The sequence below is a fragment of the Crassaminicella thermophila genome, from assembly GCF_008152325.1.
Classification (GTDB): domain Bacteria; phylum Bacillota; class Clostridia; order Peptostreptococcales; family Thermotaleaceae; genus Crassaminicella_A; species Crassaminicella_A thermophila.
Map to the genome: position 1 here is coordinate 39,074 of NZ_CP042243.1, position 14,697 is coordinate 53,770.

The 14,697-nt window shown below is 29.4% G+C and carries 14 protein-coding genes and 1 other annotated feature; of the genes, 10 read left to right on the forward strand and 4 right to left on the reverse strand.

Translation table 11 applies throughout. The features are described from left to right. The first annotated feature begins 2 nt into the window (after nucleotides 1-2). The 4 genes from nadB (at nucleotide 3) to FQB35_RS00190 (ending at nucleotide 6,295) form a co-directional block, all read left to right on the forward strand. Entirely contained in the window at nucleotides 3-1,571 is a 1,569-nt protein-coding gene (gene nadB, locus FQB35_RS00175; RefSeq protein ID WP_148807986.1) for an L-aspartate oxidase, read from the forward strand. After that, complete coding sequence (gene nadC, locus FQB35_RS00180) at nucleotides 1,553-2,392, forward strand: carboxylating nicotinate-nucleotide diphosphorylase (RefSeq protein ID WP_148807987.1); 840 nt, start codon at nucleotides 1,553-1,555, stop codon at nucleotides 2,390-2,392. The genes nadB and nadC overlap by 19 nt, the downstream gene beginning before the upstream one ends. A 16-nt stretch (nucleotides 2,393-2,408) precedes the next feature. Continuing rightward, on the forward strand, nucleotides 2,409-3,446 hold the full coding sequence (locus FQB35_RS00185) for a PTS transporter subunit IIC (protein WP_148807988.1): 1,038 nt from the start codon (nucleotides 2,409-2,411) through the stop codon (nucleotides 3,444-3,446). A gap of 128 nt (nucleotides 3,447-3,574) precedes the next feature. Continuing rightward, entirely contained in the window at nucleotides 3,575-6,295 is a 2,721-nt protein-coding gene (locus FQB35_RS00190; protein ID WP_148807989.1) for a UPF0182 family membrane protein, read from the forward strand. A 34-nt stretch (nucleotides 6,296-6,329) separates the two neighbouring features. Here the strand turns inward: FQB35_RS00190 and FQB35_RS00195 are convergent, their stop codons facing one another. From FQB35_RS00195 to FQB35_RS00205, 3 genes are all read right to left on the reverse strand, one after another. Further along, a complete protein-coding gene (locus tag FQB35_RS00195) occupies nucleotides 6,330-6,944 on the reverse strand; it encodes a site-2 protease family protein (protein ID WP_148807990.1) in 615 nt (204 codons plus the stop codon). A 69-nt stretch (nucleotides 6,945-7,013) separates the two neighbouring features. Further along, nucleotides 7,014-7,793 (reverse strand): hypothetical protein, encoded by a 780-nt coding sequence (locus tag FQB35_RS00200; protein ID WP_207707321.1) that lies wholly within the window; start codon nucleotides 7,791-7,793, stop codon nucleotides 7,014-7,016. Between the two features lie 147 nt (nucleotides 7,794-7,940). Continuing rightward, nucleotides 7,941-8,132: a hypothetical protein gene (locus tag FQB35_RS00205; RefSeq protein WP_148807992.1), complete on the reverse strand. Its 192-nt coding sequence runs from the start codon at nucleotides 8,130-8,132 to the stop codon at nucleotides 7,941-7,943. A 155-nt stretch (nucleotides 8,133-8,287) separates the two neighbouring features. On the opposite strand from FQB35_RS00205, the gene FQB35_RS00210 reads away from it, so the two are divergent. Next, nucleotides 8,288-8,782: a hypothetical protein gene (locus FQB35_RS00210; protein ID WP_148807993.1), complete on the forward strand. Its 495-nt coding sequence runs from the start codon at nucleotides 8,288-8,290 to the stop codon at nucleotides 8,780-8,782. A gap of 54 nt (nucleotides 8,783-8,836) precedes the next feature. After that, nucleotides 8,837-9,052, forward strand: a binding site (T-box leader). Nucleotides 9,053-9,099: 47 nt separating this feature from the next. After that, nucleotides 9,100-10,377 carry a serine--tRNA ligase gene (gene serS, locus FQB35_RS00215; RefSeq protein ID WP_148807994.1) on the forward strand — a complete coding sequence of 426 codons (1,278 nt, stop codon included), beginning with the start codon at nucleotides 9,100-9,102 and terminating at the stop codon, nucleotides 10,375-10,377. A 25-nt stretch (nucleotides 10,378-10,402) separates the two neighbouring features. Here serS and cotE read toward each other — a convergent pair whose 3' ends face one another. Beyond that, nucleotides 10,403-10,990, reverse strand: coding sequence for an outer spore coat protein CotE (cotE, locus tag FQB35_RS00220; protein ID WP_148807995.1), 588 nt, complete (start codon nucleotides 10,988-10,990; stop codon nucleotides 10,403-10,405). Between the two features lie 191 nt (nucleotides 10,991-11,181). Here cotE and FQB35_RS00225 point away from each other — a divergent pair, with 191 nt between their 5' ends. The 4 genes from FQB35_RS00225 to FQB35_RS00240 are packed head-to-tail and all read left to right on the forward strand — an operon-like array spanning nucleotide 11,182 to nucleotide 14,688. Continuing rightward, complete coding sequence (locus FQB35_RS00225) at nucleotides 11,182-11,424, forward strand: hypothetical protein (RefSeq protein WP_148807996.1); 243 nt, start codon at nucleotides 11,182-11,184, stop codon at nucleotides 11,422-11,424. A 56-nt stretch (nucleotides 11,425-11,480) separates the two neighbouring features. Beyond that, a complete protein-coding gene (locus FQB35_RS00230) occupies nucleotides 11,481-12,512 on the forward strand; it encodes a CotS family spore coat protein (protein WP_231701825.1) in 1,032 nt (343 codons plus the stop codon). A 16-nt stretch (nucleotides 12,513-12,528) separates the two neighbouring features. Further along, nucleotides 12,529-13,536 (forward strand): CotS family spore coat protein, encoded by a 1,008-nt coding sequence (locus tag FQB35_RS00235; RefSeq protein WP_168198191.1) that lies wholly within the window; start codon nucleotides 12,529-12,531, stop codon nucleotides 13,534-13,536. A gap of 12 nt (nucleotides 13,537-13,548) precedes the next feature. Next, a complete protein-coding gene (locus FQB35_RS00240; RefSeq protein WP_148807998.1) occupies nucleotides 13,549-14,688 on the forward strand; it encodes a glycosyltransferase family 4 protein in 1,140 nt (379 codons plus the stop codon). The last annotated feature ends 9 nt before the right edge of the window (nucleotides 14,689-14,697 follow it).

Below are 14,697 nucleotides of genomic sequence, written 5' to 3' on the forward strand. Positions count from 1 at the left end.
TAATGAAACCCAGATATATAAGCGGTTTTCATGATAAGAATATCAAAAAAAAATATTGTGATGTAGTTGTTATAGGAACAGGAGTGGCGGGGCTATTTACTGCTTTAAATATTGATCATAAATACAGAGTAATTATTATTTCTAAGACTGAACTAGATGAAAATAATAGCAATTTAGCTCAGGGAGGCATTGCTGCATGTATAGATGATCAAGATGATTTTCAATCACATTATGAGGATACAATAAGGGCAGGAGCTTATTATAACAGAGAAGAGGCTACTAAAATTCTAATTGAAGAAGCACCAAAAAATATTGAAAAACTATTAGCTTATGGTACAAATCTTGATAGAGATGAAAAAGGTAGATTAAAGGCAACTAGAGAAGGGGGACACAGCAAAAGAAGAGTTTTACATGCAAAGGATGCTACTGGAAGAGAAATAATAAGGGCATTAGCAAAAGAAGTACGAGGAAGAGGAAATATTGATATTCAGGAAAATGTTTTTGCTATAGATATTATAACAAATCAAAATGCAATATGTGGTGTCTTAGCTTTAGATGAGAAGGAACAAAAGGTTATATATAGAACAAAGGCGGTTGTTTTGGCAACAGGTGGAGTAGGGCAGGTATATAAAAATACGACAAATCCATCTGTTACTACAGGAGATGGTATTGCAATGGCTTATAGAGCAGGAGCTAATATAAAAGATATGGAGTTTATACAATTTCACCCTACTGCTATGTATGATAAGGAATATGGACAAAAGTTTTTAATATCAGAAGCTGTAAGAGGAGAAGGTGCTATTTTAAGAAATGCAGATGGAGAAGCTTTTATGAAAAAATATCATAAAATGGCTGATTTAGCACCAAGAGATATTGTAGCAAGAAGTATTTTCATAGAAAAAGTAAAGACGGGGAAACCTTATGTATATCTAGATATTACCCATAAGGATGCTGAATTTATTAAAAATAGATTTCCTACAATATATAAAAAATGTCTAGAGAAAGGAATTGATATGACTAAGGAATATATTCCAGTATCCCCTGTACAGCACTATATTATGGGGGGAATATATACAGATACAAATGGAAAAACAAATATTAAAGGGCTTTATGCATGTGGAGAATGTGCTTGTACAGGAGTTCATGGGGCAAATAGGCTTGCAAGCAACTCTTTACTGGAAGGAATTGTATTTGGAAATAGAGTAGTTACAGCTTTGAATGATTATGTAGCAAAGGCAGTTATAAGAGCATTGCCTATGTTACCAATGATTAAGTATGAGAATAAATATGAAAAAATAAATCTTTATAAGGTAAAAGAAAGACTTCAAGATATAATGGATGAATATGTATCAATTGTTAGAAATGAAAAAGGATTAAAATATGCATTAAAAGAAGTAGAAAAAATGTATCAAGCTTTATTAAGAGATAAAATTTCAGTAAAATACTATGAGTGTATAAACATGTGTATAGTAGGAATGTTAATTATAAAAGCTGCTTTAAAAAGGAAAGAAAGCCTTGGAGCACATTATAGAGTAGATACGGAGGGTCAAGGTTGTATAATAAATTTTTAGTAGAAAAAATCATAAAGAATGCATTGATTGAGGATATGAATTATGGAGATACGACTACAGATCTATTAATAGATGATGAAAGTATCTCAGAAGGAATTATGATTGCAAAAGAAGATGGGATTGTGGCAGGGATTCCTGTTGCAGAGATGGTGTTTAAATTATTAGATGATGGTATTGAATTTTATGATATAAAAAATGATGGAGAAATGGCCAAAAAAGGAGATCATATTGTTAGAATTAAAGGTAGTACTAAAAATATATTAAAAGGAGAAAGACTAGCTTTAAATCTTATGCAGAGAATGTCTGGAATTGCAACAAAAGCAAGATTATATGCAGATGCAGTAAAAGAATATAATACGAGGATAGTAGATACTAGAAAAACTACACCGGGACTTAGAATACTAGAAAAATATGCAGTTCGTATAGGAGGATGTTATAATCATCGATTTAATCTATCCGATGCAGTTATGATAAAGGACAATCATATAATGGCAGTAGGAGGAATCAAAAAGGCTGTAGAAAAGGTACGTAGGAATATTTCGCATACTACAAAAATAGAAGTAGAGGTTAAAAATTTAAAAGAATTAGAAGAAGCATTAGAAGTAAATGCAGATATTATTATGCTAGATAATATGGATATAGAAACTATGAAGCAAGCTGTAGAGATTACAGATAAAAGAGCGATTCTTGAGGCTTCTGGAAATATTACAATAGAAAGATTAAAAGACATTGCGAAAATAGGTGTAGATATAATTTCTGTAGGAGCTCTTACCCATTCTGTTAAGGCAATGGATATTAGTTTTATGATTATAAGATCGTAAGCATGAGGTGACACAAATGAAAAAAGAAAACTTGGCATTTAGAGAGTATATAACAAAGGCTTTAAATGGTATGGCTTTAGGATTATTTTCTTCTCTTATTATTGGACTTATATTAAAACAAGTAGGGGATTATGCAGGATTAGAGGCGCTTGTAAAGTTTGGGAAAATGGCTCAATTTGTAATGGGACCAGCTATTGGTGCAGGAGTAGCTTTTAGTATAGGGGCTCCTCCTCTTGGAATTTTTGCTTGTATTGTTACAGGAGCAATTGGTGCTGGAACGATTGCATCTAGCGAAGGAGGCACATTTATTGTAAAAATAGGAGAACCTGTAGGGGCTTTTGTTGCTGCATTAGTTGGTGCAGAGTTTTCAAAGTTTATATCAGGTAAAACAAAGGTTGATATTGTTTTAGTTCCTGCTGCTACTATTATTATAGGAGGATTAGCAGGTATTTTTATTGGGCCGATTATGGCATCAGTTATGAAAACTTTAGGAGGAATTATTAATAGAGCTACTGAGCTTAGACCAATACCTATGGGAATTATTATTTCAGTACTAATGGGGATGATTTTGACACTTCCAATAAGTAGTGCTGCTTTATCTATATCATTAGGACTTAATGGTCTTGCTGCAGGAGCTTCTGTAGTAGGTTGTGCAACACAAATGATTGGTTTTGCTGTAGCAAGTTATAGAGAAAATGGTATTGGAGGAGCTATTGCTCAGGGATTAGGAACATCTATGCTGCAAGTTCCTAATATTATAAAAAATCCTTTTATTTGGATTCCTCCAACGCTAGCTAGTGCAATTTTAGGGCCTATTGCTACATATGTGCTAAAAATGGAGAATAACAGTATTGGAGCAGGTATGGGTACGAGTGGTTTGGTTGGACAGTTTGGTACTATTGCTGCTATGGGAGGGAGTCAATCAACAACTATTATTATAGGTAAAATTGCTTTATTACATTTTATTTTACCAGCGCTCCTTACTTTTATAATCTCTGAATATATGAGAAAAAAAGGATGGATTAAATATGGAGATATGAAATTAAATCCATAATTTGAAAAATTTATTGCTCGATAGTATAATGTACTAAAGATGATACTATCGAGTATATTTTTGAAAAAAATACTGACAACTGGGTATATTATGAAATATAAGGAATATTGTGAATAGGGGTGAAAAATTTGAGAAAAGGAAAGGTTGTTTTAGTTGGCTTAGTTATGGCCATATTTTTTGTATTAACTTCCTTTACAAGTATTATTAATTTTATAACAGATTATCAATGGTTTAAAGAAATTGGGTATAATGAAGTTTTTTTAACAAAAATTATAACCCAGTTTAAAATAGGGGTACCACTTTTTATTATATTGACTTTACTGTTGTATCTTTATTTACTATCTATTAAGAAAAATTATAATAAAAAAATACATACAGTATATATTGGTATAAGTGAAAAAAGAATTAATCAAATGGCTTTAGGAATTGCTACTTTTGTATCGTTTCTAGGGACTTTAGCAGTTTGTGGAAATCTCTGGTTTGAAATATTAAAATTCTTTAATATGACTAAATTTAATATTAAAGATCCGATATTTAATCATGATATATCATTTTATATGCTTAGGTTACCTTTATTAGAAAAAATTTATTATTTGCTTATGACCTTTATTGTGTTTTTAGTAATTATTACAGTCGTTTTTTATATGATTATGATGAGTACAAGAAGACCTACATTATTTGATGTCAATCAAGAGATGGGAGAGGCTAGAGGAAGAAGGTTTAATAGTGATAATGGAAGACAATTATTACATATTGCACTAGGGCAGCTAACTTTTTTAGGTGTAATATTTTTTATAGTCTTGGGATTAGGATATATACTAAAAACTTATGATTTACTTTATTCACCTAGGGGTGTAGCATATGGTGCGAGCTTTACAGATATACATATAACCTTGTGGGATTATCGAGTAAAGATTATTATATCTATTATTTCTGCTGTTTTGCTTGTAATAGGAGCAAAATCAAGGAAAATGAAGTTAGCTTTATCAGGACCAGTAATTATGATTTTACTAAGCATTGTAGGAAATATGATTGCTTTAGGTGTACAAAATTTTATTGTAGCACCTGATGAAATTTCAAAAGAAAGAAAGTATTTAAAATATAATATAAAATATACGAAGATGGCTTATGGACTAGATAAAATAGAAGAAAAAAATTTTCGAGCAGATCAGACTATAACAAGAGGAGATTTAGAGGAAAATAAGGAAACCATAAAAAACATACGCATTAATGATTATCGGCCTACAAAGCAGTTTTATAATCAAAGACAAGGGATTCGACTGTATTATCAATTCCATGACGTAGATATTGATCGATATAATATTGATGGTCAATTGACACAAGTATTTTTATCTGGTAGAGAGATTGATGAAAGAAAAATAAGTGAACAATGGATTAATCAGCATTTAAAATATACCCATGGATATGGTGTTGCATTATCTCCTGTAAATGCGATTACTAGTGAAGGGCAGCCAGAGTTACTTATAAAAAATATTCCACCAAAGTCACTGATAAAAGATATCACCATTGATCGTCCACAGATTTATTTTGGAGAATTAACAAATAACTATGTAATCACCAATACAAAAGAAAAAGAATTTGATTATCCAAGTGGAGATCAGAATGCAGAAACTTTCTATGAAGGAAGTGCTGGAATACATCTAGGAGGACTTAACAAGCTTTTATATGCAATAAAAGAAGGGAGTTTAAAAATATTAGTATCTGGAAACATAACTAAAGACAGCAAGATTTTAATATATAGAAATATTAAAGAGAGAGCACAAAAAATTGCACCTTTTATTTATTATGATGAAGATCCTTATCTTGTAATAGATGACGGAAAGTTATATTGGATTTTAGATGGCTATACGGTTAGTAGTAATTATCCTTATGCAAAACCCTATGCAAATGGACGTACAAATTATATTAGAAATTCTGTAAAGGTAGTGATTGATGCTTATAATGGAGATACTACTTACTATGTATCAGATGAAAAAGACCCTATTATTCAGACAATGATAAAAATTTTCCCTCAATTGTTTACGGATATGGATAAAATGCCTGAAGGAATAAAAAAGCATATAAGATACCCACAAACATTATTTGATATACAAGCAAATGTATATAAAGTGTATCATATGACAGATACAGATGTATTTTATCAAAAGGAAGATTTATGGGATATTGCTAATGAGATTTATGAAAGAGAAAAGCAAGTTATGGAATCTAATTATTTCATCATGAAATTGCCAGGTGAGAAGAAGGAGGAATTCTTACTTTCTATTCCTTATACACCAAAAAATAAGCCTAATATGACAGCACTTCTTATGGCAAGAAATGATGGAGAAAATTATGGAAAACTCATTATTTATAAGATGCCAAAGCAAAAAAATGTTTATGGTCCAATGCAGATAGAATCTAAAATAGACCAAGATACTACAATTTCAAAGGAGTTCTCATTATGGGGGCAAAAGGGATCTACCTATATTAGAGGAAATCTATTGACTATACCTATTGGAAATTCACTGCTATATATTGAACCAATTTATTTAAAAGCGGATAATGAAAATAGTTTGCCAGAAGTAAAAAGGGTTGTTGTGGCTTATGGTGATAAAATTGCTTATGAAGAAACCTTAGATAAAGCTTTATCTAAGTTGTTTGGAGAAGAGCAAAAACCAGATATTACTATTCCAAAAGAGGATACATTAAATATAAGCCAATTGATTCTAAAAGCAAATCAAGTATTTTATCAAGCACAAGAAGCACAAAGAAAAGGAAATTGGGCAGATTATGGAAAATATATTGATGAATTAAAAGTATTATTAGAAAGATTAAAAAATATAGAATAAACAAAGGGATCTCGTTTTGAGATCCCTTTTTAATCTAAAAGAAAATACTTACTAAATTATGATAAATATTTAGTATTGGAGGGCTAATGATTTTATCAATTAAATTGGTGATAATTAATAAAGGAAGTATAATTCTTCCCTTTGTGTAAATTTCATAATAAAAAGGTTTTTCCTTTAGTCCAAGTATTCCAAAGAAGATATGAGAACCATCTAATGGTGGAATAGGGAGTAAATTAAATACAAATAAAACAACATTTATCCATACAGTATAATCAAAAACATCCATAATAGTTGTATAAAGATTATTAGGAATAGGTAGGTTATAGCATATTTTCATCAATATAAGAAAAAATAAAGCAATGATTAAATTCATAACAGGACCTGCTAATGATACGAGTATATCGTCTCTTCTTGGATTTTTAAAATTGTTTTCATTAATCATAACAGGTTTTGCCCATCCAAATCCAGCCCAAAGTATAAAAAGAAAACCGAATGGATCAATATGAACATGAGGACTTAGTGAAAGTCTACCTTCAAGCTTTGGGGTATCATCCCCTAACCAAACAGCTACTTGTGCATGTGCATACTCATGAAAGGAAAATCCTATCATAATTCCAGGTATTAATAAAAGTGTTTCTCTTACGTCCATGAATTTCCTCCTTTATATTGTTAAAAAGTCTATATTTATTGTATAACAAATTATTCTATTTGGAAACAATTAACTTTTGGAATTATTTTGGTATGTTTTATATTTTTCATTTAAAAGGATATTGGATTCTTTTAACTTATTTTTAATAAAATGATTAAATTTATATGAACCTATTTCTTTTTTTAATCTTTTTTTTATAATAGAATATTTAATTTTTTCAAATAGATAGTTACGATAAGCTTCTTCTGTATCTAATTGAAAGAGTTCTTTTTCTCTTGTTTTCATAAAGGAATAAAAATATTGATAATATATATTCTCATCTATTTTTTCTTGAATATTGCATAAATATGTTTCATAAGCTTTTTCTAATTCATTTTTTGTAGGCAAAAGAGATCTAGATTTTGCTTCTTGCAATATGATTACATCTTTTAAAGCTTCTTCAAAAGCAGCTATAACATTATTTTGCTTATTCAATATTTCTTCATAGACATCAATTTCTTTTAGTAAAAAATATCTTAAAGCTTCTACATCTTTATATCCATTTAATGAAGCAATAAAGTTTCTTGCATCTTCAAGCTTTTTGTTTTTTAGTAAATTTATAACATAATCTATATGATCTTGTCTTAAATGGAGTAGTTCTAGATTTGGATATATGTTATTTTTAAAGCTATTATACATATATAAATCTTTCTCTAATTGAAAGGTTTTAAGCTTTTTTTGTATATCTTCTACTGTTATGATATGACCATTTACAACAGCAATTTGGTTTGAATCTAAAGTTCTATGTTTTACACAGGAAGGAAGAAACATAGATATTATTATGATGATATAAATACAAAAGGATCTCAATATAATCACCTCAAAATAACACTAAAATTTTCCAATATAAAGTCCTATATTTTATGTATTAACCTATACACAAAAATATTCCCAAAATACAAAAATACAAGCCTTTTTGCATTTTGGGAATAGTATGTATATCTATGGAAAAGAGAACTATCTCATTCTAAGAAGCTTCAATTCTTCTATAGACATAGTGTCTAGATTTCTAGCCATATGTGCAAATTCTCTCCTACTTATAATTCCTTTTGAAATAAGGATTTCTATGATTGCAGCAATGGCAAGAGTATTTCTATAATCAATTTCTTTTAAATCTCCTATTTGAGCATATAAATCAATATCATACATTTTTTTTACCCCCTTAATAATTTTTGTATTTTTAGTATTAGCCAAAATAAGGTTTATAATACATATTATTCAAAAAAATAGAAATGCATATTGTTAACATTTTATAAATATAATTCATAATATAAGGATAAACCCTGAATATGGGAGGAAAAACTATGGAACAAAATTATGAGCTTACTACGAGGAGATATTTTTTTGAGCTTGGAAAGCTTTTTTTAAAATCTATAGTAGCATATTGCTTAAATAGAGATGATCAGCTTGAAAAATTATATTATCGTACAATGGATATACATATAGAATACATTGAAAAATACTATGATGAAGAAGAAAAGGAAGAACGATTTAAAGAAAGAATTTATGAATTATTAGATTTAATTGCTTTAAGGGAGCAAAATAATATCTTAAAAATAAAGGATAGAATATATAAAGGAATAAAACTAAGAGAAAACATTATAGATGATATGTATATAGAGTTATGGTTAATTAATAAGGACTTATATTTATATATATTTGAAAAATGTAAAAGGGAAGAAATACTGCCTTTTTATATTGAAGATCCATATCTTATATGTCTTGATCAAGTATATTATGCATTAAGAAATAAAAGAGTAGAGGGACTTTTATCCCTTTTATATAAAAAAAGCGAATAAAAGAATAAAAATATTGAAAAGCTATATGTAATATGTTAAAATATCCTAAAAACAATAAAGGCAATGAAGGGAAATAGTAAATAATCAAATTTCTTTAGAGAGTCGGTGGTTGCTGAGAACCGATGAAATTTGTTATTGAATCCGTCCTGAAGTCGCGAGCTGAAATTCTAGTAAGCTTTGTCGGGTGCGACCGTTATATCGCAGTAAAGCGGACTGATTTTTTCAGCCAATAAGGGTGGCAACGCGGAAGCACAACCTTTCGTCCCTATTTAGGGATGGAGGGTTTTTATTTTTGAAATAAAAGAGGAGGAAACCAAATGCTAGATATTAAAAGAATAAGAGCGAATTTAGATGAAGTAAAAGAATTAATCAAAAGACGTGGACAGGGAGATTATGGTTTAGATCAGGTTGTCCAATTAGATGAAAAAAGAAGAAATATTTTGCAAGAAGTAGAACAGATGAAAAATAGACAAAATACTGTATCAAAAGAAATTCCAAAGCTTAAAAAAGAAGGAAAAGATGCATCTAGCGTATTAGCTGAGATGAAAGAGTTATCTTCAAAAATTAAAGCTCTTGATGAAGAAGTAAAGAAAGTTGAAGAAGATATAAAAAATTTGCTTTTAGGAATTCCAAATACGCCGCATAAGGATGTGCCTGTTGGTAAGAGTGATGAAGATAATATAGAAGTGAAAAAATGGGGAGAACCTACAAAATTTGATTTTGATTATAAAGCTCATTGGGATATTGGAACAGAATTAGGTATTTTAGATTTTGAAACAGCAAGCAAGATTACAGGAACAAGATTTACTGTATATAAGGGGCTTGGTGCGAGATTAGAAAGAGCAATAATTAATTTTATGCTAGATTTACACACAACAGAAAATGGTTATGTTGAAATACTTCCACCATTTATGGTGAATAGAGATAGTATGACGGGAACAGGGCAGCTTCCTAAATTTGAAGATGATATGTTCCACATTCCAAGTAAGGATTTCTTTTTAATTCCTACAGCAGAAGTTCCTGTAACGAATTTATACATGAATGATATATTAGATGGTGAAAAGCTTCCTATATATCATACTGCTTATACACCATGCTTTAGAAAGGAAGCAGGTTCTGCAGGAAGGGATACAAGAGGATTAATAAGACAACATCAGTTTAATAAAGTGGAATTAGTGAAATTTGTAAAACCTGAAGAATCTTATAAAGAATTAGAATCATTGCTTTTAGCTGCAGAAGAAGTATTAAAAAGATTAGAGATTCCTTATAGAGTTGTAAAGCTTTGTACAGGAGACTTAGGATTTAGTTCAGCTACTACTTATGATATAGAAGTATGGATGCCAAGCTATAATCGATATTTAGAAATATCTTCTTGCAGTAATTTCGAAGATTTTCAAGCGAGACGTGCCAATATTAGATTTAGACCAGAGCCAAAGGGAAAAGTAGAATATGTTCATACATTAAATGGTTCAGGATTAGCTGTAGGCAGAACGTTAGCTGCAATTTTAGAAAACTATCAACAGGAAGATGGTTCTGTTGTTATTCCAAAAGAATTAAGACCATATATGGGTGGATTAGAAAGGATTACAAAATAATGGAGAGGCTAGTGCCTCTCTATTTTTAATCTACATCATCATCATCATGATCATCTTCTAATAATGAATCAAATATAATGTCTTTTTCTTTCTCGTCTAAAGAATATGATAAAATATTTATTTTTGCTTCTCCCATAACTTCTACGCCTAATTCATAAGCTACTTGAATAGCAATTGTAGGAAGCCCAGACTTGTTTACAATCATTGCGCCTTGAGATACTGGATTTTTGTTTATCCATGCAATGATACGCTTGTTGAAATAATCTTGTTGGTAATATTTTTCTCCTTCTAAGCTTTCAACCGGTATTACCTCAGAGAATTTTGAATAGCTTTTAGATACATTTGTATCTCCATTTGCTTCATACCATACATGTACTTCAAATTCTCCATTGATTCTGATATTGATATTGTCATCTGAAAATTCTTCGAATTTACTTCCGTTTATTTCAGCATTTGTTACTGCACAGCCTAAAATACGATCAGGTTCTACATTATCTTCAGAGCTTATATATACAGTAGTTTGACATGGATGTATGGCTCTTCCACAAACTGCATTTGTAATAATTGTTCTCATGGTGCTCTTATAATTATCCTTATAACTTTTATTTTTCATGATCTCCCTCCCTTTCTTTTACGAATTTATAAGTATCTATTCTTATAATATTCTGTGGCTATAAAGATGTGCTATTATTCTCAATATTTTTTTAAAATTACTCTATTATATTAAAATCACAAATTAGGTGTATCACCTTTCTATCATATAGGAATATAATGTATTGAGTAAAAAAAAAGGAGGGAAACTTAGTGAGATATAGAGAAAAATTTGAAGGAAATAGGGAAGAAATTTATGAGCAATTAAAGGAAACTGTTACAAATTTATTTAAGGGAAATCTTAGGGTAGAAGAGGCTAGTGTAAGAATTCCAAAGGATAAACTTCTTGAGTATAAAGTAAAATATGAAGATACTCCAGCTGAAGGACAATTATCTATAAAAATAACTTGGACTTATATTGAAGAACCAGAAGAGGAAGTAGATGAAGAATTCTAGAAATTATAGTAAAAATAGGGGGAGCAATCCCCCTATTATTTTAAGGAGGAAAGATGATGGATAATTCTATCATGAAAGAGATAAAAACTGTATTAAAAGAATATGATATAACTGTTTTAAATATAAAAACAGAATCTTACAAAGGGAAAAAAGGTGTGTGGTGGATTAAAACACAAAAGGATTATAAGATTTTAAAAAAACAGGCTTATTCAGATAAGACATTAGAATTTATTATTGCAGCTATGGAACATCTTGTGAAAAATGGAATATATATACCTAAAATTATAAAAACAAAAAAAGGAGATTCATATGTTTTATTAAATGAAACTCCTTATTTACTCAGTGAAGCAATTAATGGAAAAACCTTAAATTATAATAGCTCTGAAAATATAAAAAAAATAGTTACGGAGCTTGCTAATTTTCATAGAGCATCTGTAGGATTTGTTCCACCAAAGGGGTGTAAAGTAAGAACTCATTTGGGAAGATGGATAGAAAAATATGAAAAGGAAGTAGAAAAATTAAAAAATTACTATGATATAGAATGTAAGAAAGAAATTCATTCAGCTTTTGGGGAAGAAATATTAAAAGAATTTCCATACTTTTATAAAAGAATGAAAAAAGCCATAGATGGATTTAATAAGTCAGAATATCATAAATGGGTAGAAGAGGTTAAGAAGGAAGGCTGTTTATGCCATCAAGATTTTACAGCAGGAAATCTTATTTTTACTGATAAAAATGAAATATATGTACTAGATTTAGACTCTATAACTATTGATATACCCCTTCGAGATATTAGGAAAATTTTAAATAAAATCATGAAGAGAAAGAAAAAATGGGATTTGACTTTAGTAAGAGATATTTTGAAATGGTACCATATGAAAAATCCTTTAAAAGAATACCAATGGCAGGTTCTTAAGCCTACGTTGACATATCCTCATCTATTTTCAGGGATTATGGGTAAATATTATGAAAAAAGAGAAAAAACTTGGACAGAGGAAAAATATTTAAGAAGATTAAAAGAAATGATTCAAATTGATAAATCTTTGGATAAAGTTATTGAGAATTTCAATAAAATTCTTCCATTATGATGAAGGAGGAATACTTGTGAAGAAAGGAAATAATACAGAGTTAAAAGAATTGGCAAAATCAGTACTAAAAAATTATAATATCATTCCAGATGATTTGAATATTATTCAAAATAATGGATTAAAGACATTATGGAAGGTTACACATAATCAACAAAATAAGTGCTTAAAGAGATTAAAACATGAAAAAGATAAAGCTTTGTTTACAGTAAATGCTCAAATATATATTTGGAATAAAGGAGGAAAAGTTCCAAAGGTTTATTTAAATGATAAAAAAGAACCTATTACAGAGTATAATGGACAATTATTTGTATTGTATGAATGGATAGATGGGAAAGATTTATATTTTAACAAAAGTAAAGATTTGAGTATTGCATTAGAAGGTTTAGCCAAATTTCATGTAGCTTCTAAAGGGTATAAAGCACCATTAGGTGCTAAGATTTCATCAAAGCTAGGAAGATGGCCTAGTCAATATGAATCTATGAAAAATAGAATGCTAAAATGGAAGGAGCAGGCTAAACAAAATCCTAAAAATAAAGCTTATTCGGCTTATTTAAAATCAATTGATACTATTATAGCTATTGCAGATAAAGCATTGAATGATCTAAAGAAATCTCCTTATAATACTTTAACAGATATAGCTTTAGAAGAATCTTCGTTATGCCATCAGGATTATGGAAAGGGAAATGTATTGCTTTTAGGAAATGATGCATATGTAATAGATCTAGATGGATTAACTTATGATTTGGTTATTAGGGATTTAAGAAAGATTATAGGAAAGCGTATTGAAAAGGGTGGAAAATGGGATAAAGGTGTTATAGAAACTATCATAAAATATTATGAAAAGGGAAATAAATTGACAGAAGATGAGAGAGAAATTTTAAAGATTGATTTACTATTTCCCCATTGGTTTTTTGCAAAAGTAAAAAATATTTTCAAAAAGAATAAAACACTCAATCCTTATGAAATATTAAAAATTGCACAATTAGAGAAAAGTAAAGAGATTGTTTTAAAAGATCTATTTTAAAGGGGGATTTATGTGAAGATAGCAATGATTTGTACAGAAAAGCTACCAGTTCCCCCTATTTTAGGGGGAGCTATTCAAATATATATTAATGCCTTATTACCTATTTTATCGAAGCATCATGAAATTACACTTTTTAGTCTTTATAATAGCAAATTACCTAGTAGAGAAAAGAAAGGAAATATAAGACATATTCGTGTATTGGGGAAAACAGCAGATCAATATATTAATAATATTAAAAATGAAATTTCAAAAGAGAAATTTGATTTAATTCATGTATTTAATAGACCCCTTTGGGTGCTTCGTATAATGGATGTTGCAAAAGATAGTACCATAAGTCTTAGTCTTCATAACGAAATGTTTTCTCCTAAAAAAATTAATAAAGCTAGAGCACAAAAGTGTATAGATAGAGTAAGCTTTATTAGTACAGTGAGCAAATTTATTGCTGATGATGTAGCAAGTATGTATCCTTCTGCGAAGGATAAATTATATCCAGTTTATTCTGCTGTAGATCTAAACAGAATAAAGCCTTTTTGGGATGAAAGTATAATAGAAGAAAGAAAATCATTAAGAAGACAATATGGATTAGAAAATCATAAAATAATTCTTTCAGTAGGAAGATTATCAAAGAAAAAAGGTAGTCATATTATTTTAAAAGCTATGGAGAAAGTAATGAATACTTATTCAAATACAGCACTAGTTTTTGTAGGAAGTAAGTGGTATGGAAGTAATGCAACAGATGATTATGTAAAAAAAGTACAGGAATTTTCTAAGAGGCTAAAAGGTTCCGTAATTTTCACAGGATTTTTAGTCCCTGATGAAGTGCCAAAATATTATAATATGGGAGACATATTTGTATGCGCATCTCAATGGAGGGAACCATTAGCTCGTGTTCACTATGAAGCTATGGCGGCAGGGCTTCCGATTATTACTACTGATCGTGGTGGAAATGCAGAAGTAATAGAAGAAAATATTAATGGAATAAGTATTAAAGAATATAATAATCCAGATATAATGGCACAAAAAATTATTTATCTTTTAGAAAATGAAAAAATAGCACTTAATATGGGAAAAATGGGAAGAAAGTTTGCAGAAGAAAAGTATCATTGGGAGAGAGTAGCATCTGATTTATTAAAGCTTTTTAAAACTGTATAGCTATATAAA

Excerpts from the sequence above, each read along its gene's own strand:
- nadB (WP_148807986.1), top strand. The coding sequence starts at position 3 with ATGAAACCCAGATATATAAGCGGTTTTCATGATAAGAATATCAAAAAA.
- FQB35_RS00185 (WP_148807988.1), top strand. The coding sequence starts at position 2,409 with ATGAAAAAAGAAAACTTGGCATTTAGAGAGTATATAACAAAGGCTTTA.
- FQB35_RS00195 (WP_148807990.1), bottom strand. The coding sequence starts at position 6,944 with ATGGACGTAAGAGAAACACTTTTATTAATACCTGGAATTATGATAGGA.
- FQB35_RS00205 (WP_148807992.1), bottom strand. The coding sequence starts at position 8,132 with ATGTATGATATTGATTTATATGCTCAAATAGGAGATTTAAAAGAAATT.
- FQB35_RS00210 (WP_148807993.1), top strand. The coding sequence starts at position 8,288 with ATGGAACAAAATTATGAGCTTACTACGAGGAGATATTTTTTTGAGCTT.
- serS (WP_148807994.1), top strand. The coding sequence starts at position 9,100 with ATGCTAGATATTAAAAGAATAAGAGCGAATTTAGATGAAGTAAAAGAA.
- cotE (WP_148807995.1), bottom strand. The coding sequence starts at position 10,990 with ATGAAAAATAAAAGTTATAAGGATAATTATAAGAGCACCATGAGAACA.
- FQB35_RS00230 (WP_231701825.1), top strand. The coding sequence starts at position 11,481 with ATGGATAATTCTATCATGAAAGAGATAAAAACTGTATTAAAAGAATAT.